The sequence below is a fragment of the Listeria cornellensis FSL F6-0969 genome, from assembly GCF_000525855.1.
Taxonomy (GTDB): domain Bacteria; phylum Bacillota; class Bacilli; order Lactobacillales; family Listeriaceae; genus Listeria_A; species Listeria_A cornellensis.
On record NZ_AODE01000019.1, the window covers coordinates 71,678 to 93,763 of the forward strand.

Genomic DNA, 22,086 nt, shown 5'->3' on the forward strand with positions numbered 1-22,086 from the left:
TACTAAAAACTAGACCTCCTGAAAAATAAGGACACAGAAGGGCTGAAGTAGTTCTTTTAATTATTTTTCAATGAATTGATTCTTTCTTCGACTAATAATTTTTTCTCCGTGTAGTCTTTTTCTTTCGCTCGCTCTTCTTCAATAACATTTGCCGGTGCTTTTGCCATGAATTTTTCATTTGATAGCTTACCTTGAACGCGTGACACTTCTTTTCTCCATTTGGACAGCTCTTTTTCTAACCGTACAATCTCTTCATCCATGTTGATGAGACCTTCTAGTGGCAAATATATCTCTGCTCCTGATACTACCGCTGTCATTGCTGTTTTTGAAGGTTCTATATCAAAAGAAATCGTCGTTGTTTCAGGATTACAGAAGCGTTCAATATAAGAAATATTTTTCTCCAAGATAGCTTTATGTGTTTCTGTTTTTGGTTTTAGTTGCAATTCGATTTGTTTGCTCAACGGAGTGTTTACTTCTGCTCGAATGTTACGGACTGCTCGAATAACTTCCACCAGTAACTTCATCGACTCTGCGGCTTCTTTATCTATTTGCTCTTTATTTACTCTTGGCCAGTCTGCAATGGTGATAGACGCTCCTTTGTGAGGTAAGTTTTGCCAAATTTCCTCAGTTACGAATGGCATGAACGGGTGCAATAATCTCATCGTATTGTCTAAAACGTATGCCAGAACAGATCTGGTCGTTTGTTTCGCCTCTAAGTTGTCACCATATAAGGATATTTTAGCGATTTCGATATACCAGTCACAAAACTCATCCCAAATAAAGTTATAAAGTGTACGGCCTATTTCACCAAACTCATATTTTTCGGCCAAATTAGTCACCGCTTCAATCGTTTCATTAAGTCGCGTTAATATCCACTTATCACTCACTTCTGTAACATTTGATAAATCGACGGACTCATATTTCATGCCTTCCATGTTCATCAAAGCAAAACGGGAAGCATTCCAAATTTTATTAATGAAGTTCCAAGTCGATTCCACTTTTTCAAAACTGAATTTCAAATCTTGACCTGGCGCCGTTCCTGTAGATAAGGTGTAACGTAAAGAATCTGCACCATATTTCTCTACTACTTCTATTGGATCGACACCATTTCCAAGTGATTTAGACATCTTCTTACCATCTGCATCTCTGACTAAACCGTGTATCAACGTATCTTTAAATGGCCTAACATCCGTAAATTCTACTGACTGGAAGATCATTCTAGACACCCAGAAAAAGATAATATCATAACCAGTTACAAGCGTACTAGTTGGGAAAAATTTCTTGAAATCAGGATTTTCTTCATCAGGCCATCCCATTGTTGAAAAAGGCCACAATGCAGAACTAAACCATGTATCAAGTACATCTTCATCTTGATTCCAGTTCTCAATATCTGCAGGAGCCTTCTCTCCTACATAGAGTTCACCAGTTTCTTTATGGTACCATGCTGGGATTCTATGTCCCCACCATAACTGACGAGAAATGCACCAATCATGAATATTTTCCATCCAAGATAAATAGGTTTTTTCGAAACGATCGGGAATGAAATTTACTTTTTCATCTGGATTTTCTTGTAACTTCACTGCTTGTTCTGCTAGTGGCTGCATTTTCACAAACCATTGCATGGATAAATAAGGTTCAACGACAGCTCCAGTACGTTCTGAATGCCCCACGGAATGAAGATGTGGCTCTTGTTTAATGAATAGACCTAGCTCTTTAAAATCTTCAATAATAGCTTTTCTCGCTTCAAAACGGTCCATACCGTTATATTTTCCAGATGCTTCGTTCATTGTTGCATCCTCATTCATCACAATAACGCGTGGCAAATCATGGCGATTACCAACTTCGAAATCATTAGGATCATGTGCTGGAGTAATTTTTACAACGCCTGATCCGAATTCTCGTTCCACGTAGTCGTCTGCAACGATTGGAATTTCTCTTCCGATGATTGGAAGTGTGATAGTTTTTCCAATGAACGATTGGTAACGCTCGTCTTTAGGATGAACGGCAACTGCTGTGTCTCCAGGAATCGTCTCAGGTCTTGTCGTTGCGACCTCAAGGAAACCAGAACCATCTGTTAGTGGATATTTCAAATGGTAAAATTGTCCTTCCACGTCTTGATGGATAACCTCGATATCTGATAGGGCCGTTTTGGCAACAGGATCCCAGTTAATGATGTATTGACCACGATAAATCAAATCTTTCTCGTAAAGGGAAACAAAGACTTTTTTCACGGCATTGGATAAGCCTTCATCTAGTGTAAATCTTTCTCTAGAATAGTCTAAACCTAAGCCAATTTTCTTCCACTGCTCTCTAATAAAAGTAGCATACTCTTCTTTCCAATCCCAAGCCTTTGATATGAAATTTTCTCGGCCTAGATCATAGCGTGAGATATCGTTTTCGCGCAACTTAGCTTCAACTTTCGCTTGTGTGGCTATGCCCGCATGATCCATTCCTGGTAGATAAAGTGTGTCGTATCCTTGCATCCGCTTCATGCGCGTTAGAATATCTTGTAATGTCGTATCCCATGCGTGACCTAAATGTAATTTTCCAGTGACATTGGGCGGCGGGATAACAACGGAGTATGCAGGTTTATCATTTTTACCATCTGCTTTAAAAAAACGCTTGTTCAATCCACCAGTCATATCTATTTTTCTCGATATCTTGCGGATTATATTTCGTTGGCATATTCAATTCAGTCATTATTTTTCCCCCTATAAATTGATTTTCAGCATTTTTAAAGCACAAAAAAAACTCCTCTCATCCATAAAGGACGAAAAGAGTAATTTCCGCGGTACCACCTTTTTACCGTACACAAAAACGGCACTTCATTAATTTAACGAGAGAAAGTTTCCCGATATCCCTTACTCTTTTTCAGGGATACTGCTCAGAGGCTACGTTCAAATACTTTTCTTAGAGACTTCCACCAACCGTCTCCTCTCTGTAGAAAGAAAAATATTTTACTCTTCCTCATCCTTGCATTTACGAATATTTAGATTGGATTTATTGTATCAAATAAACGCAGAAACGTCAACGTAGTGCTTTCATAGATGCTTCTATTGCTTCCAGTGTTTTTGAGATTTCTACGTCTGTGTGTTCTGTTGAGATAAACAATCCTTCATATTGAGAAGGCGGCAGAAAAATACCGTTATTAAGCATTTCTCGGTAGTAGTTGGAGAAGTAGGTCAAATCAGATGTTTTTGCCGTGTCATAGTTTGTTACTTTCTGATCCGTGAAGAAAAAGCCGAACATAGAGCCCGCTCTGTTGATAGAAAGCGGAACCTCGTATTGTTTAGATAATAATTCTAGGCCTTCTTCAAGCTGATCTATCAAAGTTCTAAACGCATCATAGTGATGTGGTGTTAATTGTTTTAGTGTTGCATAGCCTGCATTCATCGCTACCGGGTTTCCCGATAGGGTTCCTGCTTGATAAATAGAGCCTGCTGGGGCAATTTGTTCCATAATTTCTTTTTTTTCCACCATAAGCACCAACTGGGAGCCCACCGCCGATTACTTTTCCAAGACAAGTAATATCAGGTGTGACCACATAAAGACCTTGCGCACTATAAAAATCAACGCGGAAACCTGTCATGACTTCATCAAAAATAAGCAGGCTTTCATATTGGGTCGTCACTTCACGCAGACCTTCTAGGAATCCTTCAATTGGAGGTACAACACCCATATTTCCTGCTACCGGCTCAACAATAACGGCAGCGATCTCTGCGCCATATTTTTCGAAGACGAACTTTACGCTTTCTAAGTCATTATATGGGACTGCTATGGTGTCTGCAGCAAGCCCTGGCGTGACCCCTGGAGAATCTGGTAAACCAAGTGTTGCAACGCCTGATCCGGCTTTTATTAGCAAAGAGTCGCCGTGACCGTGATAGCTTCCTTCAAATTTGACTATCTTATTTCTTTTTGTGTAGCCTCTTGCTAATCGAATAGCACTCATCGTTGCTTCTGTCCCAGAGGATACCATGCGAACCATCTCTACAGAAGGTACGCGTTCCACGACAAGTTTGGCAAGTTCGGTTTCGATCTCGGTTGGGGTTCCGAAACTCGTCCCTTTCATAGCGGCGTCTGTGACTGCTTTTATAACCCCTTCGTTCGCGTGGCCTAGAATTAACGGCCCCCAAGATAGGACGTAATCGATATATTTATTGCCATCAATATCTGTTAAATAAGCGCCTTTTCCATGCTCCATAAAAACAGGATTTGCATTGACTGATTTGAAGGCACGAACTGGGCTATTAACACCACCTGGCAACACTTTTTCAGCTTCTTTAAAAAGCTTTGATTGAGTTTGTATATTTATTCATTTAAGCATCTCCTTTTAAATAGAGGGCAACGTCTTTGGCGAAATACGTAATAATTAGACTCACACCGGCACGCTTCATACTCGTCAGCATTTCCATAACAATTCGTTCTTCATCGATCCAACCGTTGGCGCTCGCTGCTTTCACCATCGCGTACTCACCACTTACATTATACGCCACGACGGGAAGATTCGTTTGGTTGCGTACATCTCGAATAATATCTAAATAAGAAAGTGAGGGTTTGACAATCAGAAAATCGGCGCCTTCTCGTTCATCACTCTTTGCTTCACGAAGCGCTTCAAGTCTGTTAGCGGGATCCATTTGGTAAGATTTGCGATCACCAAATTGAGGCGCACTGTTTGCTGCATCACGAAAAGGACCGTAAAAGGCTGAGGCATATTTCACAGCATAGGACATAATTGGGATATCTTGATAGCCTGCTTCATCTAGCCCTTCACGAATAACTTGTACAAAACCATCCATCATATTGGAAGGCGCAATGATATCCGCACCAGCTTTTGCCTGACTAACTGCTGTTTGTTTAAGTAACTCTAGCGATGCATCGTTTTTCACTTCACCATTTTCAATCACGCCGCAATGTCCATGATCTGTAAATTCACAAAGACATGTATCCGCGATAACAATCATTTCAGGAGCTATGTCTTTCACTAATCGTGTAGCTTCTTGGACGATACCGTGATCGTGATATGCTCCCGTTCCTACATCGTCTTTATCATCGGGAAGTCCGAACAAGATAATCGCTTTTATACCCAACTTGGTGAGCTCTGCAATTTCAGATTCCAATTCAGGTAAGGGAAATTGGAATACGCCAGGCATGGAACTCACTTCTGTTTTGGCCTCATTGCCTTCTTTTACAAAAATAGGATAAATCAGATCGTCGGTGTGTAGAACCGTTTCGCGAACAAGGTCCCGTATCGTTGCACTACTACGCAACCGCCGATGTCTATCAAAATTTGGACTCATAGTCATAACTCTCCTTCAATTAATAATTCACATATTTGTTGCATTGTATAATTACCTGGCTCATATGTGACCAAAAAACCAGATTTTATGATTGCCTCGGTTGTTACTGGGCCGATGGATGCGATTTTCAAAGTTGCGGTATCTCCAGCGTAGCTTTTTAGAAAATGGCGCCACGCGGAAGGACTTGCAAATATTGCGATATCAATTGGCCGGAAATTCATAACCGATTGCAACTGATTGGTAGCTTTTTCGGGAAAAACAGTTTCATAAATCACGCGTTCGGTCACTGAATGTCCAGATTGAGCAAAGCGTTTCGCAATTTCATCACGCGCAATGCTACTTTTGGGTAGAAAAACATGTTGCGATATCAAGCCAAGCGCTAGCCATTCCTCAATAAATACGTCCGTTGTAAATAATGCCGGCTGAAAATGAGGCGAATAGCCATATAATGCAAGTTCATCGCCTGTCTTTTCACCAATCACAGCTATCTTTATTTTTTCAGGGATTACCTCTTGTTGTTCAAAAAAAATAACGAACTGTATTCGCACTGGTAAACACAATCCAATCATATTCGTCCAACAGCACATCACATGTGTGTGTCCTAGTCTCAATCATTGGAACTGCCGAAACATAAAATCCTGCGCTTTCCAAAACATCCTGCCATGGCTCATTTTTTCCAGCTTCACGCGTTAATAAAACGTGTTTAGCCATTATCTCTTAATCCTTGAATAATCTCCTTAGCACCGAGTTTGATAAGCTGATCCGCCACACTTAAACCAAGCGCTTTCGGGTCCTCTCCCTGTTCTGTAATTTGATAAAATAAATGACCATCGACAGAACTAACAAGTCCTTTTAATTCCAAAGAACCATCTTTTATAGTGGCATGACCAGCAATTGGAATTTCACAACCACCATCTAATGCTTTTAAAAGCGTGCGCTCTGCTGTTACTGTAAGATTTGTTTCCGGATCGTTCAGTATCGCGAGCATTTCTTTGACAAGGGTATCATCTGCGCGACATTCAATCGCAAGCGCTCCCTGTCCAACAGCGGGCAGACAAATCGATTCATCTAAGAAAATATAGCCTTGCTCCAGCTTATCCAGCCAATCCATACGTTTCAATCCAGCGACGGCTAACACGATTGCGTCAAAATCCTCTTCCTGCAATTTTCTAAGTCTCGTATCGATGTTTCCACGAATAGGTTGTATCGTTAAATCAGGCCGTACATGTAATAATTGCGCGGCACGTCTCAAACTACTCGTTCCAACGACAGCGCCATTAGCTAGGCTTTCCAAACTATCCCCTTGCTTAAAAATAAGGCAATCCAGTGGGTTTTCACGCTTTGGAATCGCACCAATCATTAGTCCTTCCGCTAGTTCTGACGGAACATCTTTCATACTATGTACAGCGAAATCAATTCGCTTTTCGATCAGCGCATCTTCTACTTCCGATACAAAAAGACCTTTGCCTCCAACTTTGCTCAATGTGACATCCAAAATACGATCGCCTTTCGTCACAATTTCCTCAATCTCAAAACTTATTTCTGGAAATCGTTCTTGAAGTTTCGCAATCACCCATTTTGTCTGTGTTAAAGCTAGCTGGCTACGTCTTGAACCAACAATAATTTTTCGAGTCATGCTTTTTCACCAACTTTTTCTTTAGTTACTTCTACTGTGTCTTCTGCTTTTGCTTTTTGAAGGTCAAATATATTTTGGAAAACCTCAATATCATGTACAGCGTCTGAACTTATTGCCATCTCTTTTAATTCAGAAATTGGATGTTTCAGCAGCTGATTAATAATACTCTTCATGTGCTTACCAACAATGACCTGTTCACGATCTGTTAGGTTCGGCAATTTATTCGACAAACTTTGCATCGTTTCTGCCTGTAGCACCAGCGCTTTTTCACGTAAATCTTTAATGATTGGAACGACGCCAAGCTGTTTCTCCCATTCGTAAAAATTCACGCAAGCTTCTTCAATTTGTTCTTCTATTTCGATGACCATCGCTTGCCTTTGTTGCGTGTTTTCTTGGATAACGTCACCTAAGTCGTCAATGTCGAACAAAGTCACATTGGGAATGTCTGCACATGTCGCTTCAACGTTTCGCGGTAAAGCGATATCTACAATGATAAGCGCTTTTTTACGCTCAGATAGCATATTTCGGGTGATGATTGGCGTCGTCGCTGATGTGGAGGTAATGACAATATCTGCATGCTTCAGTTGTTCGCTCAAGCTAGCGTAATCCGACCACTGGATACCTAACTTTTCTGCCACATCTTCCGCGCGCGCGCTCGTTCTATTTAACAATGTGACATCAGCTATTTTAGCTCCCAGCATATTTTGAATCGCCAGCATGCCCATTTTCCCAGCGCCGACAATGACTGTTTTCTTATTTGTAAAATCCACACATGCTTTTTTCACGACTTCCACCGCGGCATAACTAATAGACACGGCATTTTCATTGATTTTCATCGTATGGTGTACGTTTTTGGCGAAATGAACGGACTCGCGGAATAATTGATTTAAAATTGTCCCCGTTGTTCCGCTTGCTTGTGCACTTGTAAAAGCATCCTTGACCTGGCCAAGAATCTGCGTTTCACCGATAATCAAAGAATCCAAGCCACTCGTGACGCGGTACAAGTGCTTCACGGCCTCTTCTTCTTCAAAAAACAGCAAATAAGGCTCCAAAATTTGCATATCCATTTGGAACCAATTGGCTAAGAAACGCTTGATATAGTATCTTCCTGTATGGATTTGATCCACCACAGCAAAAATTTCAGTACGGTTACATGTCGATATAATAACATTTTCTAAAATGCTTTTTTCTTGATGCAAGGAAACCAATGCCATTTCCTCTTCTTCTGGATTGAAAGCTAGCCGTTCTCGTATTTCGATTGGCGCGCTTGTATGATTTAGACCGACAGAGAGAATGTACATCAATAAGCCCCCTTTTACATTAATAAATTCAAGCTTCATTCTATCACTTTTTAGAACAAGCGCCAACTTGTTCGCTTGTGAATAATCGCAAAGACTTACTGCATTGCTTCTTCAATTAATTTCCAAGCTTCTTCTTTGCCCATCTTTGTTTCAGACGAAAACATCACAAAACCATCTTCTGGATCGAAGTCTAGCGCTTCCTTGACTATTTTCATGTTTTTGTGCCATTTGCTACGTGGAATTTTATCTGCTTTTGTAGCGATAACGATGGCAGGAATCTGATAGTACTTCAAAAATTCATACATGTTCCGGTCATCTTCGGTTGGCTTATGACGTAAATCTACAATCTGAATCACCGCTTTTAATGGTGTTCTACTCGTCATGTAAGTTTCAATCATCTCGCCCCATTTTTTTTCGCTCTTTCTTAGAAACTTTTGCGAAACCATACCCTGGAACATCCACGAAGAAAAAGGAATCTTCAATTTTATAAAAGTTCAATGTTTGCGTTTTACCTGGTTTTTGTGAGATCCGAGCCATACTTTTGCGTCGAATCATCGTATTAATGAAAGAAGATTTCCCGACATTCGAACGACCTGCGAGCGCAAACTCTGGCAAACCGCCTTCTGGATACTGCTCTTTCCAAACAGCGCTTATTACAAGTTCTACATTATTTATATTCATAGTTTCCACCTTTATCTAAAATGATCTTTTTTAAGTATAACGGAATTATGCAAATTAAGCAAAAAGGCTCTCCGCTGATGGGAGAACCTTCCTTAAAAAACTAGATTTGAGATACTTCTGCTTGTATGCGTGCGATGAATTCGTCTAGTGGTAATGTTTCTGAATCTTTCTCGCCGTATTTACGTACGTTGACTGTGTTATTTTCTACTTCTTGATCACCAATAACAAGCGCATACGGGATTTTCTTTGTTTGTGCTTCGCGAATCTTATAACCAAGTTTTTCATTGCGTTCGTCAACTTCTACACGGAAACCAGCGTACATCAATTTATCTTTGAGCGCTTTGCTGTAATCCATATGTGCGTCGATACTAACCGGGATAAGCTCCATTTGGATCGGTGCCAACCATGTTGGGAATGCGCCTTTATATTCCTCAATCAAGTAAGCAACGAAGCGCTCCATTGTTGATACAACGCCACGGTGAATCACGACTGGACGATGTTTTTCGCCATCTTCGCCGATATAAGTTAAGTCAAAGCGTTCTGGAAGTAGGAAATCGAGTTGGACAGTAGACAATGTTTCGTCTTTGCCGATTGCAGTTTTAACCATAACGTCAAGTTTTGGTCCGTAGAATGCTGCTTCGCCGTCTGCTTCATAATAATCCAAGCCCATGTCGTCCATCGCATCTTTCAACATTCCTTGCGCTTTTTCCCACATTGCGTCGTCATCGAAATATTTTTCTGTGTTTTCTGGATCGCGATAACTTAAACGGAAACTATAATCTGTAATTGCGAAATCTTTGTACACGGCTAAAATAAGTTCGACTACGCGTTTGAATTCGTCTTGAATTTGGTCTGGACGAACAAATACGTGCGCATCGTTTAGAGTCATTCCGCGAACCCGTTGCAAGCCTGATAAAGCGCCACTCATTTCATAACGGTGCATCATGCCAAGTTCTGCGATGCGAATCGGTAATTCGCGATAACTGTGAATGTCATTTTTGTATATCATCATGTGATGCGGGCAGTTCATCGGACGGAGCACAAGCTCTTCGTTATCCATTTTCATGGTTGGGAACATGTCTTCATGATAGTGATCCCAGTGACCACTTGTTTTGTACAGCTCCACGTTCGCCATAATCGGAGTGTACACGTGGTTGTAGCCTAGGCGTTCCTCTTTATCAACAATGTAACGCTCAATCACGCGGCGGATTGTCGCGCCTTTTGGAAGCCACAGCGGCAAGCCTTGTCCAACTTCTTGACTATTGGCAAACAACTCCAGCTCTTTACCAAGTTTGCGGTGATCACGCTCTTTCGCTTCTTGTTGCATACGTAGAAATTCTTTCAAACCATTTTTATCGAAAAAGGCTGTACCGTAAATGCGTTGCAACATTTTGTTATTGCTATCGCCGCGCCAGTAAGCACCAGCCACGCTTAGCAATTGGAATACTTGGATTTTGCCGGTAGATGGGACATGCACACCACGACATAGGTCGAAAAATTCGCCTTGTGTGTAGATAGTCACTGTTTCATCTGCAGGAATCGCTTCGATAAGCTCTAATTTATAATTGTCACCGATTGCTTTGAAACGCTTGATTGCTTCATCACGGGAAACTTCTTCACGAGTAATCGGCAAATTTTCACGAATGATGTTTTGCATTTCTTTTTCGATAACCGGGAAAGTTTCTTCGCTGATTGCCACTTCTGTATCGATGTCGTAATAGAAACCAGAATCGATGGCTGGACCTACTCCAAAAGTCACATCCGGATATAGACGTTTAAGCGCTTGAGCTAGTAAATGCGCGGAACTATGTCGCAAAATTTGCAATGCATCTTCGTGATCTGGAGTCACAATTTCGATTTTTGAATCCTCAAGAATCGGTGTTACTAAGTCGACCAATGTTCCGTTCACTTTACCTGCTAGTGCCTTTTTCTTCAGGCCTGGGCTGATGGATGCGGCGATATCTGCTGTGGAAACGCCTGCCTCAAATTCTTTTACTGCACCATCTGGAAATGTAATTTTCATTTTCTTCGACTCCTTCTTCCAATTTTTTAGACGAAACGCGGACTTTTTTCAAGCGCATTCTAACTTTTTGGGGAACAAAAAAACCCATCCCTAGCTTATGCAAGGGACGAGTCTTTCAACACGTGGTTCCACCCAAGATTCAAGAATTCCGAAAAATTCTACTCTTGTCACAGTTAACGGTGTGATCCGTCTCAAACTACTACTGGGAATACCCAATTTCGAATGAAAAGTTCAAAGGGGGTCACTTTACTGGCTAATTAGGAGGGTCTCAGCAATGCCTCCTTCTCTGTGAATCAGACGCGAGTAAAATGTTGTCCTTATCAATACTTGTTTCATCATTACCTGTATTATAAATCGGATTGGACAAAATGGCAAGCTTTAGTACTAAAGAATTTAATAGCGCCTGTTTCTGCCGTCTAATTCTACTTCTTTCGATAAGTAACGAATTCGCTCCATAATCCGGCGAGCTTTCATGCGTTCTTCCGTGCCATTATTCGAGAACATCAAGTGGTTTTCTAGATGCTCCATACTGTAATTGGACGAGAAAAATGTCGGCAATTCTTCTTGCATCCGGAACTGTAAAATGGCTCCGAGTACTTCATCACGCGTCCATGTCGTCATGGATTCAGCGCCAATATCGTCTAACATCAAAATATCGGTTTCTTTCGCGAATTGGATTTTCTCACCGACGCTATTATCCGCTATCGATTGCTTGATTTCACGCATAAATTCTGGTAGATATACGAGCGTTGTTGAGATTCCTTTTAGAGCTAGATCTTTTGCCATGGCGCCGAGTAAATATGATTTTCCAGTTCCAAAACTTCCATGAATATAAAGGCCCTTTTGCATACCTGTAGCACCTTTTTCATAGGTACTTAAAAATTCACCCGCTGCTAAAAATGCCGCACTTCGCGACTCATTATCGATAGAAAAATCATCCAATGTCGCCTCCATAACCTGTTTTGGCATGTAGAGAGACCGGATGCGTTTTTCTATCGCGCGCTGACGGTCTGCCTGAATTTTCTCTTCGGTCGGGTAGTACGTGACAGTAATATAATCGCCATTCAAGCTAAGTCGCGGTGCATAACCTGGCATCAACGTATCTTCTTTCTGTTGATACTTCTCGTGCTCCGTCATAAATTCGTAGAGCTTAGATAAGTTCTGATTAATGATTTGTTCGTTTAGCTCTGATTGATGCTCGTTTAGAAACTGCTTCACCGGCCCATAAGCAAAAACTTGTTGCTTCAATGTTTCATATTGCTTTTCAAAATCGCGACCTTGGAAAAGTTGGCCCAGCGTTCTTTCGATTTTATCCATCTTCGTCACCTACCTTCTTTTAAGCGTTTTTTCATCTCTTCGACTTGTTTGTCAAGCGTCGATTTTTCACGGACCGTCATTTCTTTCTCGACTGGTTGCACTTCTTCCTTGTCAAACCAATCTGGCAAAATTTCTTTGCGACCCGTCTGATTGAATTTACGGTTGTTATTGCGATAATTAGTAGGAGGTTTCTGCGTACCTTCTTCTTGTAGTTTTTTATATTTTTCATGCTCAGCCCAAGCCATTTCCATCGCTTCTTTGGCCGTCTGTACTTTTTTGCGTTTCCAGTGAGCTGCGATAGTCATCATGTAGTTTTTGGAAATTTTACCATCTAATCGAAGCAAAACATATTCAATCAATACGTTCATGACTGGAATCGGTAAATTTTGTTGCGCCAAGACTTCATCAATGACTTTGAGGTCCGTCTCTGCGGGCACTGCCCCATCGCTAATATCGACCATCAATTGATACGGCGTCACGTTTTCTAAATAATAAGCGAGCGCTTCTGTATCCGTCGCACCTTCTTGTGGCTGAGAATCCTGTAACGCGGCTTTCGGCTCTGTTTTTGCTTTTAATTCTGGCAAACGATTATTCTGTAACTGATAGCCATCGCGTACAATTTTGCGCAAATAATCTAAATCCAGCGAACCATCGGCTTGCACCGCTCGATACAAATAGTGCACCATATCGAGCTCTTCCACCGCATAAATCGCGTGTAACTTCAAAATACAGGCACGAACTTCTTCCGTCACCGCATTTCGCGATAACATTGTTGGCGATAAACTTTGAAGCATCACCGCAAAATCAAATGCCTTATCATCAAGCGTGACGCCTCGTGATACCGCGCGCCCAACAGGTTCGCCGTTTGCAACTGTACTCACCGGCAAATCGCTCCCACTAAACGTCTCAAATACATCTTGAAATGAACGCGTCACCTCATCGAAACCTTCTTCGGGCATCGGCTCATCGGAAAAAAAGCGACGTAATCGTTGGTACTGTGCGTTTCCAATTTTGCTATATAAATAAATGTTCAGTAAGCCATCGGAAAAAAATTGCTCGGGAGAAAGCGGTGCTGCCATTTCATATATGTAATGTCGGGATTCGCCGGTTGTTTGCACGAAACTTCGCAACAAGCCGAGTCCCTCTAATTTCAACCGAGCTTGGAAGAGGTTCGCTAGGCTGATTCCGAGCAGATTTAGCAATTGGGTATGACTATGACTCTCGGACCAAAGACGGTTTTCCTCCACCTCTGTGACAAGCGTGTCGTAGAGCGCCAAACATTCTGCTCCCATTAGCGGCTGATATAAAAAAAGTCATAATTTTGCGGTCTTTCTCCGATAAAACCCCATTTGCCTTCACTTGATAGCTATCGACCGGCTGTAACTCCATCCAAAATTCTGCCACTCTACTTCACCTTTCTTACTCCTGTTTTGTCTTATTCATTAAATCTTTGAGTTCATCTACAAAAACGCTAATATCTTTGAACTGGCGGTATACAGAGGCAAATCGCACATAGGCAACCTCATCTAAAACAGCCAATTTATCCATTAATTTTTCCCCAATCAAATGCGAAGATACTTCACTTTCACCGATGCTTCGTAATTCGCGTTCGACTGCGTTCACAACGTCTTCCAGCTGCTCCACAGAAACTGGTCGTTTTTCACATGCACGAATGAGACCACGTAATATTTTCTCTCTGGCAAATTCTTCGCGAACACCATCTTTTTTGACGACGATGAGCGGGCTTTCTTCTACCTTTTCGAATGTTGTGAAGCGAAAGCCGCACGTTTCGCATTCTCTGCGACGTCGAATGGAATTGCCATCATCCGCCGGTCTTGAATCCACAACGCGTGAGCTATTGCCTTTACAAGATGGACATTTCATTGTCATCCACTCCTATTTTATGTGATTACTTTTCCCTAGTATACCACGACTACCGCCAAAGCTTCTACTTTGAAAAGGTGCGGATCAGCGCGCTTACTTGTTGTTCTGTTTCGGCTAAACTTTGCGAATTATCAATCACAATATCTGCCAGCTTTATTTTTTCAGATAGCGGTAATTGACTGGTGATTCTAGCTTGCGCCTCGCTTTTCGTTAAATTATTCCGCCTCATCAAGCGCTCTAATTGCGTCTGTTCGTCCACAAAAACAACCACGACCGTATCTACCATTTCTTGCAGCTTACTTTCTATCAAAAGTGGAATATCAAAAACGATAATCTCGTGTCCAGCGGCTATCCATCGATCTCGCTCAACCAGCATCCAACGTCTGACAAGCGGGTGCACAATCGCATTTAGTGCCTCTCGTTTCTCGCTGTCATGAAAAATAATGCTGCCCAACTTCTGCCGATCAAGCTCCCCGTCCTCTTGAAAAACCTCCGCGCCAAAAGTGGCTCTGATTTGCTTCGCGCCTTCTGTGCCGGCCTCGACAACTTTCCTAGCAGCGATATCCGCGTCAACGATCGGAAAACCTGCATCGTGAAGCATTTGACTAACCGTACTTTTCCCACTCGCAATTCCACCTGTCAAACCGATAATATAAGCCATCCGCATCACCTATTTCTGACATGTCGGGCAAAAATGCGTGCCCCTGCCGTTCAGTTTGATTTTCACGATTGGCGTGCCGCATACAGGACACGGATTATCTTTTTCGCCGTAGACTTGCAGTTTATCCTGGTAACCGCCAATCTTTCCTTGCGAATTCACGTACGTACGAATGGTTGAGCCGCCAAGCGCTACCGCCTCTGCCATAATTGATTTTGTGCTTTCGTAGAGTCGCGTAATTTCTGCTGGCTTTAGTGTGTTCGCAGGACGTTCTGGAAGCACTCTCGCTTGGAAACAAATCTCGTCTGCGTAAATATTCCCAATGCCTGCGACAAGGCTCTGGTCCAATAACACTGTTTTGACGGCGCGACCTGATTTTTTTTAACTTCGTCGCAAAAGCGGTTTTTTCGAACGTTGCGGAAAGTGGTTCTGGTCCGAGTTTTTGAATGGATTTTGTGAGTCCTTCTTGCCCTTTTAATACGAGTTCCATCGTGCCAAATTTGCGGACGTCGAGATAGCGCAGTTCTGTGTTATCCGTGAAATGGAACGTGACGTGTGTGTGCTTGTCCACCGGATCTGTCGCATTATTGAGACGGTATTTGCCCTCCATGCGCAAATGCGATAAAAGCGTGCCGTCCGTTGTGTCAATCAGCAGAAATTTGCCGCGACGACGAACGGCTTCTATTTTTTGCCCAATCATATTGCCAACAAATTGTTCTGCCGGCATGCCGACGATCATCTTTGGAACGCCGACGATAACTTGATCGATTTCTTTTCCTATAACAAGTTCGGCGAGTGTTGCCCGAACATTTTCTACTTCTGGTAATTCTGGCATGATTTTAACCCCTTACTTCTGTTATTTCGCGTCGTACCATGTATTTCCGAAAGAACTATCGACTTTTAGCGGCACAGAGAGCTCTACAGCATTCTCCATCACATCTGGAACAATTTCTTCGAGTTTCGCGATTTCGCTTTCTGGTGCTTCAAAAATGAGCTCATCATGTACTTGGAGTAGCAAGCGCGCTTCGAGTTTCTCCGAGATAAGACGGTCGTTCATGAGAATCATCGCTTTTTTGATAATATCGGCGGCACTCCCTTGAATCGGCGTGTTCATCGCGGTTCTTTCGGCAAATCCGCGAACGTTGAAGTTGCGACTCGTGATTTCAGGAATATAACGGCGACGGTGCAAAATCGTTTCCACATAACCCTTTTCCTTCGCAGAACGCACAATTTCTTCCATGTACTCTTTTACACCAGGATAGCTCGCAAAATAACGATCGATAAAATCGCGTGCGTCTTTTCGAGTGATACCCAAATTCTGTGACAAACCGTAATCACTAATACCATACACGATGCCAAAATTAACGGCCTTCGCTTGGCGGCGCATCAATGAATCGACTTCTTCCTGCTCCACGTGGAAAACGTCCATCGCTGTTTTGGTATGGATATCATAATCGTGTTTGAAGGCATATTGTAGGTTTTCATCTTCTGAAATATGCGCCAAAACGCGTAATTCAACTTGCGAATAATCCGCAGAAAAAATCTTCCAACCAGGTTCAGATGGGACAAAGACTTGACGAATTTTGCGTCCTTCTTCCAAACGAATCGGGATATTTTGCAGATTAGGGTCAACAGAACTCAAACGACCTGTTTGCGCCAGTGTCTGGTTAAAGCGCGTGTAAACTTTTTGTGTATCTTGATGCGTCACTTTTAGCAATCCTTCGATGTAGGTTGATTGAAGCTTGCCAAGTTGACGGTACATGAGAATGCTTTCAATGATTGGATGTGAGCCTGCCAATTTTTCCAAAACGTCAGCGGATGTAGAATAGCCTGTTTTCGTTTTCTTTTCTGCTGGGAGTCCTAGATTTTCGAATAGGATAACGCCTAGTTGTTTCGGCGAGTTGATATTAAACTCCGAGCCCGCATAGTCATGAATCGTTTTTTCAAGTTCGCTTAACCGGCCTGCCAACTCAACTTTCATAGCTTCTAGACGTGCCGTGTCCACTTTGACGCCATACATTTCCATTTTCGCTAAGACCTTGGATAGCGGTAATTCGAGGTCTTCAAATAAGCCTAACTGCTCATTGTTTTCGAGTTCCGTACGCATTTTTTTTCTCTAATTCTGAAACTGCGACAACCTTACGCGCCAAATGTTCCGCAACGATTGCTTCTTCTGGAATCGCGCGTTTTGCCCCTTTTCCGTACACTAATTCATCCGTTTTCACCGCGTCGAAATCGTGGCTGAATGCTACACTCGCAAAGTCTCCAATCGTGTCGGACGGGTTGAGTAAGTAAGAAGCTAGCATAATATCGAATTCGATGCCATCGACCGCAATATCAAATTTGGAAAGTCCAACAATGGTTTTCTTCGCATCATATACGACTTTCTCTTTTTTAGGTTCTTCCAGCCACGTTTTCAGCGCTGGAGACTTCGTGAGCGCATCCGCATTCGCGAAAAATGTGCCCGCTTCCGAATGAAAAGCCATCCCGATAAAAGGCGCCGTATGGTAGTTATCGTTATCCAATTCGACATAAATCGCGGTTTTATCGCTCAGATGTGCGGCCGTAATCTCATCTACTATTTCAAACGAGAGACTTTCCATCTCTTTCTCAGGTTCGCTTGATTCCCCCTGTATATTTTTTAAAAGTGTCGCAAAACCAAGTTCTTTCAGTAGTGGCACCACTTTTTCTGTATCATAGCCAGTGTATTTCAGATCCGCGACTTTGATTTCTAGCGGCGAATCCGTGTTAATCGTCGCCAATTCTTTACTCATGATTGCTGATTCCTTATTATCCATTATTTTTTCTTGTAGCTTTTTACCAGAAATCTGATCAGCGTTGGCTAGTACTTCTTCCACCGTACCAAATTGGTGTAGTAATTTTAATGCCGTTTTCTCACCGACACCAGGAATTCCAGGAATATTATCGGAAGCATCGCCCATTAAGCCCTTCATATCAATGATTTGCTCCGGCGTAAGATCATATTTTTCTTTCAAACTCGCCGGTGTATTTTGCTCCATGTCCGTGATACCTTTTTTCGTAATATACACCGTCGTTTTATCGCTCGCAAGCTGGGTTAAATCGCGATCTCCCGTAATCACAACGACCTCTAGCCCATCTTTTTCGGCGTGTTTTGTAATCGTTCCAATAATATCATCCGCCTCGTAATTCGGCAGTTCATAGCGCGGAATCGAATACGCATCCAACAACTCACGAATAAACGGAAACTGCTCAGACAGCTCACTTGGCGTCTTCTGGCGTCCACCTTTATACTCTTTATACTGACTATGTCGAAAAGTCGTTTTCCCCGCATCAAAAGCCACCAATACGTGGTCCGGTTGCTCTTTTTCCAACACATTCATAATCATCATCGCAAAACCATATACAGCATTCGTGTACACACCTTTATCATTACTCAAAAGCGGCAATGCGTAAAAGGCACGATTCGCGATACTATTTCCATCAATTAGTACAAGTTTATTCACAGGGATTCCTCCTCAAAATTTAGCGCTCATTATGTCCATTTTAACATAGAAACACTGAATGCGCCTTTATTCAGACACACAAAAAAACCATGTTTTGAAACAGGAGTCACACATTCTCTCCCACTTCAAAACACGGTATCATGTATCGCTTAAAAATTACGAATCAAGGCATCTGCAAACTCAGAACATTTCACTTCTGTCGCGCCGTCCATTAAACGTGCGAAATCGTAAGTAACCGTTTTGTCAGCGATTGTTTTCTCCATCGATTTAATAATCAAAGCTGCCGCCTCGCCCCATCCGATATGCTCAAGAAGCAACGTCCCAGAAAGAATAACCGAGGACGGATTTACTTTGTCAAGGTTCGCGTATTTCGGAGCCGTACCATGTGTCGCCTCAAAAATGGCATGTCCTGTCAAATAGTTAATATTCGCACCAGGCGCAATACCAATACCGCCAACTTGAGCCGCCAACGCGTCGGAAATATAATCCCCATTCAAGTTCATTGTCGCCACAACGTCAAATTCTGCTGGACGTGTTAAAATCTGTTGCAAGAAAATATCCGCAATCGAATCTTTGACTAAGATTTTGCCTGCTGCAAGTGCCGCGTCTTGCTTCGCATCAGCCGCATCAACACCGTCTGCTTCCACGATACGATCATACTCAGACCAAGTAAAGACTTTATCGCCAAATTCGCGCTCTGCAAGGTCATAGCCCCACGTTTTAAACGCGCCTTCTGTGAACTTCATAATATTTCCTTTATGCACAAGTGTTAATGATTTGCGGTTTTCTTTTATCGCGTACTCAATCGCCGCACGAACTAAACGCTCTGTTCCTTCTTTAGAAACTGGTTTCACGCCAATTCCAGATGTTTCAGGGAAACGAATTTTATTTACACCAAATTCATCGCGCAAGAAAGCAATCAATTTCTTCGCTTCATCACTGCCTTCTTTAAACTCAATCCCAGCATAAATATCCTCTGTATTCTCACGGAAAATGACCATATCTGTATCCTCAGGACGCTTCACCGGAGAAGGAACCCCTGTAAAATAGCGAACTGGACGCAGACATACGTATAAATCCAATTCTTGACGTAGCGCCACGTTTAGCGAACGAATCCCACCACCGATTGGCGTTGTAAGTGGTCCTTTAATCGCGATTAAGTATTCATCAATTGTATCGAGTGTTGCTTGTGGTAGCCATTCCCCCGTTTGTTTGAATGCTTTTTCACCTGCCAGAACCTCTCGCCAATCGATTTTTTTCTCGCCATTATATGCTTTTTCAACAGCCGCATCGAGTACGCGCTTAGACGCACGCCAAATGTCTGGACCTGTGCCATCGCCTTCGATAAACGGAATCACTGGATTATTTGGCGTTTTTAAAACACCATCTACTACTTGAATTTTTTCACCTTGTGTCAAATTAATTTCCCCCTCGTAATTTTTAGTCCCGTTCTGTGACAGGAATATAGTCTCTTGAATCTGGGCCCACATAAATAGCACGCGGACGAATCAAGCGGTTATCGCGGTATTGTTCAAAGATATGCGCCAACCAACCAGATACGCGACTCATCGCAAAAACGAGCGTAAACAAGTCGTGATCGATATTAAGCGCGTGATAGACAGATGCCGAATAAAAATCGACATTTGGTTTCAAGTGTTTAAATTCCCAAACTGCCTCTTCTACTTCCGCCGAAATATCGTAGTATTCTGGTTCGCCTTTTTTCTCTGTAAGCTTACGAGCCATCTCTTTCAAATGCATCGCACGCGGGTCGCCACCTTGATAAACACGGTGTCCAAAGCCCATAATCTTCTCTTTGTTATCGATCTTATTTTGGATATATTCGCGCGCATGACCTTGTTCTTTAATTTCTTCAATCATATCGATCACTCGCTCATTCGCACCACCATGAAGCGGTCCTTTAAGCGCACCAATCGCAGCGGTTACGCCAGAATAAACATCGGATAACGTCGCCACACAAACACGCGCAGTAAACGTAGATGCGTTGAACTCATGATCGGCATGCAACACAAGCGCCTTATTCATCGCTTCGATTTCCAAATAAGTCGCATCTTCGCCAGTCAACATATATAAAAAGTTCGCTGCCATGCTCAAATCATCGCGCGGCGGAATCGGATCCAAACCACGACGAATCCGTGAAAATGCTGCCACAATCGTCGGCATCTTCGCCTGCAAACGAATCCCTTTACGGTAAACAGCCTCCCCGTCATCCATCTCCGCTTCCGTATCAAAAACGCCGAGCATCGAAACCGTAGTCCGCAAAACGCTCATCGGATGTAATTTTTGGTGATGCTGTAAGCGCAAACTCGTAATAATCGTCTCTGAAACCGCCATATTTTCACGAATTTCGCCCGTAAATTTCGCCAAATCTTCCGCATTCGGCAAGCGTAAATGCCACAGTAAATAAATAACCTCTTCAAATGTCGCATTACTCTCCATCAGATCATCAATGCCATAACCAACATATGTCAGCATGTCATCTAAAATAGAACTAATCGACGTCTCCGCAACATATACATTCTCCAAACCTCTTGAAACCGTCATTATTTTTCCCCCTAACAATATAAAATTTAGCGTTATCTGCTATGTAATTGTCTTTTTTGATAATTTACTTAAATAAAGCTACACCTTGCATAAGCACATAGGCAATTCCTGCTGCAATGACTGGTCCTGCCGCAACCCCACGGAATAGTACCACAGCTAAAATCGTACCAAAAACAAGTGAAACCGTCACTTGTGGGTCTACCGCCATATAACCGACGCCCTTTTTTTGCCAAGATAGAAACAGCGATCCCCGCTAGCAAGCCAATCCAACCAGCCGCTGATTTAAAGGAATCGATTAAGTCTTTAAAACCAATTTGTCCCGTCGCAATTGGAATCAGGATTGCAACCGTAATCACCGTTACGCCCCAATTTATTCCTCGCGATTGAATCGTTTCCATAATTCTGCCATCCACATGGAAAAGTTTCAGCAAAATCACAACGGCAACCGCAATGATTAACGAGTTATTTTTTGCTAGTAATCCAAGTCCGAGAAATAGTAGTAAAAATAGCATACTTTCTGTAAACAAAAAGAACAAACCTTTCCTTCTGAGAAAACGTCAGATTAGTTGTATTATAACACATCTGCACCCCTTGATGTAAAGCGATACTTATTGTATATCTGAAAATAGATAAGAAAAGTCAATGACCTGTTATTTCATGTCGAAATAGGTAAAGTTACCTTGGCTCATTCGGCGTTCTATCCACCGATTGATACGTGGTTTTATCCATGAGCGTATGAGTGGTAGGAATAGGAGAAGTCCGCAGATAGATGTGATAATGCCTGGGATAACGAGTAGGAATCCAGCCAAGAGCAGGCAAACCGTGTCTAGTAGATATGGTGAGATTGTTTTTCCTTCGTGCATGTTTTGAGTGAGTCCGCGCCATAAGCGTTTGACGATGAATACGCCGAATACTGTGGAGGCGATTTGGATGAAGAGTAATGGCCAGAAGCCAATCCATTGGAATAGGAGGATGTAGGTGAGCAGTTCGATTACGCCGTATGCCGCCCAGTAGTAGATTATTTTTTTTCAAAATGGTGACCTCCTTTGTGTGGTTTCTTTTTATTATAACGTAATTTTGGAGAAATGAGAAAGATTAGAAAAACCAGATCGGCATCCGGGTTAGGGATTGTGATCTGGTTTTGTGTTTTTAGTTTAGAGTAGCTCGTGACTTGCGCCTTCGGATCCAGCTTTGTTGTGGTTCTTGAATTGCTTTTTAGAACCTCAATATGCAGTTGAATGC

Annotated in this window: 12 protein-coding genes, 7 pseudogenes and 2 other annotated features; all 19 genes and pseudogenes read right to left on the reverse strand. The window is 42.4% G+C overall.

The genetic code is table 11. The annotated features are described in order from the left end of the window. Positions 1–56 precede the first annotated feature (56 nt). The 19 genes and pseudogenes from PCORN_RS08275 to PCORN_RS18360 all read right to left on the reverse strand — a co-directional run bounded on the left by PCORN_RS08275 (position 57) and on the right by PCORN_RS18360 (position 21,866). Positions 57–2,700: pseudogene (locus PCORN_RS08275) on the reverse strand (valine--tRNA ligase). A 63-nt stretch (positions 2,701–2,763) separates the two neighbouring features. Then, positions 2,764–2,983 (reverse strand) — a binding site (T-box leader). Positions 2,984–3,027: 44 nt separating this feature from the next. Next, positions 3,028–4,312, reverse strand: a pseudogene (hemL, locus tag PCORN_RS08280) (glutamate-1-semialdehyde 2,1-aminomutase). Between the two features lie 4 nt (positions 4,313–4,316). After that, a complete protein-coding gene (gene hemB / locus PCORN_RS08285; RefSeq protein WP_036079310.1) occupies positions 4,317–5,297 on the reverse strand; it encodes a porphobilinogen synthase in 981 nt (326 codons plus the stop codon). Between the two features lie 2 nt (positions 5,298–5,299). Then, positions 5,300–5,845: a uroporphyrinogen-III synthase gene (locus tag PCORN_RS08290; protein ID WP_159102559.1), complete on the reverse strand. Its 546-nt coding sequence runs from the start codon at positions 5,843–5,845 to the stop codon at positions 5,300–5,302. Then, positions 5,817–6,008 (reverse strand): uroporphyrinogen-III synthase, encoded by a 192-nt coding sequence (locus tag PCORN_RS20785; RefSeq protein ID WP_051999332.1) that lies wholly within the window; start codon positions 6,006–6,008, stop codon positions 5,817–5,819. Before PCORN_RS20785 ends, PCORN_RS08290 begins: the two co-directional genes overlap by 29 nt. Continuing rightward, positions 6,001–6,933, reverse strand: a complete 933-nt coding sequence (gene hemC, locus PCORN_RS08295) for a hydroxymethylbilane synthase (protein WP_036079314.1) — start codon at positions 6,931–6,933, stop codon at positions 6,001–6,003. The genes PCORN_RS20785 and hemC overlap by 8 nt, the downstream gene beginning before the upstream one ends. Further along, entirely contained in the window at positions 6,930–8,234 is a 1,305-nt protein-coding gene (hemA, locus tag PCORN_RS08300) for a glutamyl-tRNA reductase (protein WP_036079325.1), read from the reverse strand. Before hemA ends, hemC begins: the two co-directional genes overlap by 4 nt. Positions 8,235–8,329: 95 nt before the next feature. Next, positions 8,330–8,915 (reverse strand): annotated as a pseudogene (gene yihA / locus PCORN_RS08305) (ribosome biogenesis GTP-binding protein YihA/YsxC). A gap of 100 nt (positions 8,916–9,015) precedes the next feature. Then, complete coding sequence (gene thrS, locus PCORN_RS08310; RefSeq protein ID WP_036079329.1) at positions 9,016–10,938, reverse strand: threonine--tRNA ligase; 1,923 nt, start codon at positions 10,936–10,938, stop codon at positions 9,016–9,018. A gap of 99 nt (positions 10,939–11,037) precedes the next feature. Beyond that, positions 11,038–11,271: a binding site (T-box leader), on the reverse strand. 60 nt (positions 11,272–11,331) lie between these two features. Then, positions 11,332–12,255: a primosomal protein DnaI gene (gene dnaI, locus PCORN_RS08315; protein WP_036079331.1), complete on the reverse strand. Its 924-nt coding sequence runs from the start codon at positions 12,253–12,255 to the stop codon at positions 11,332–11,334. Between the two features lie 5 nt (positions 12,256–12,260). After that, positions 12,261–13,659, reverse strand: a pseudogene (locus PCORN_RS08320) (replication initiation and membrane attachment family protein). A gap of 15 nt (positions 13,660–13,674) precedes the next feature. After that, a complete protein-coding gene (gene nrdR / locus PCORN_RS08325; RefSeq protein ID WP_036079334.1) occupies positions 13,675–14,139 on the reverse strand; it encodes a transcriptional regulator NrdR in 465 nt (154 codons plus the stop codon). A gap of 64 nt (positions 14,140–14,203) precedes the next feature. Then, positions 14,204–14,800, reverse strand: coding sequence for a dephospho-CoA kinase (gene coaE / locus PCORN_RS08330; protein ID WP_036079337.1), 597 nt, complete (start codon positions 14,798–14,800; stop codon positions 14,204–14,206). A 9-nt stretch (positions 14,801–14,809) separates the two neighbouring features. Further along, positions 14,810–15,632, reverse strand: a pseudogene (gene mutM, locus PCORN_RS08335) (DNA-formamidopyrimidine glycosylase). A gap of 21 nt (positions 15,633–15,653) precedes the next feature. Beyond that, positions 15,654–18,282: pseudogene (gene polA / locus PCORN_RS08340) on the reverse strand (DNA polymerase I). 149 nt (positions 18,283–18,431) lie between these two features. Further along, the gene (gene icd / locus PCORN_RS08345) at positions 18,432–19,700 is read right to left on the reverse strand and encodes an NADP-dependent isocitrate dehydrogenase (RefSeq protein WP_036079339.1); all 1,269 of its coding nucleotides are present in this window, start codon (positions 19,698–19,700) and stop codon (positions 18,432–18,434) included. A gap of 22 nt (positions 19,701–19,722) precedes the next feature. Then, positions 19,723–20,844: a citrate synthase gene (gene citZ / locus PCORN_RS08350; RefSeq protein ID WP_036079341.1), complete on the reverse strand. Its 1,122-nt coding sequence runs from the start codon at positions 20,842–20,844 to the stop codon at positions 19,723–19,725. A 64-nt stretch (positions 20,845–20,908) separates the two neighbouring features. Continuing rightward, positions 20,909–21,371: pseudogene (locus tag PCORN_RS08355) on the reverse strand (DUF441 domain-containing protein). A gap of 123 nt (positions 21,372–21,494) precedes the next feature. Next, complete coding sequence (locus tag PCORN_RS18360; RefSeq protein ID WP_077913834.1) at positions 21,495–21,866, reverse strand: FxsA family protein; 372 nt, start codon at positions 21,864–21,866, stop codon at positions 21,495–21,497. Between the last annotated feature and the right edge of the window lie 220 nt (positions 21,867–22,086).

Excerpts from the sequence above, each read along its gene's own strand:
- hemB (WP_036079310.1), bottom strand. The coding sequence starts at position 5,297 with ATGAGTCCAAATTTTGATAGACATCGGCGGTTGCGTAGTAGTGCAACG.
- PCORN_RS20785 (WP_051999332.1), bottom strand. The coding sequence starts at position 6,008 with ATGGCTAAACACGTTTTATTAACGCGTGAAGCTGGAAAAAATGAGCCA.
- hemC (WP_036079314.1), bottom strand. The coding sequence starts at position 6,933 with ATGACTCGAAAAATTATTGTTGGTTCAAGACGTAGCCAGCTAGCTTTA.
- hemA (WP_036079325.1), bottom strand. The coding sequence starts at position 8,234 with ATGTACATTCTCTCTGTCGGTCTAAATCATACAAGCGCGCCAATCGAA.
- thrS (WP_036079329.1), bottom strand. The coding sequence starts at position 10,938 with ATGAAAATTACATTTCCAGATGGTGCAGTAAAAGAATTTGAGGCAGGC.
- dnaI (WP_036079331.1), bottom strand. The coding sequence starts at position 12,255 with ATGGATAAAATCGAAAGAACGCTGGGCCAACTTTTCCAAGGTCGCGAT.
- nrdR (WP_036079334.1), bottom strand. The coding sequence starts at position 14,139 with ATGAAATGTCCATCTTGTAAAGGCAATAGCTCACGCGTTGTGGATTCA.
- coaE (WP_036079337.1), bottom strand. The coding sequence starts at position 14,800 with ATGGCTTATATTATCGGTTTGACAGGTGGAATTGCGAGTGGGAAAAGT.
- citZ (WP_036079341.1), bottom strand. The coding sequence starts at position 20,844 with ATGACGGTTTCAAGAGGTTTGGAGAATGTATATGTTGCGGAGACGTCG.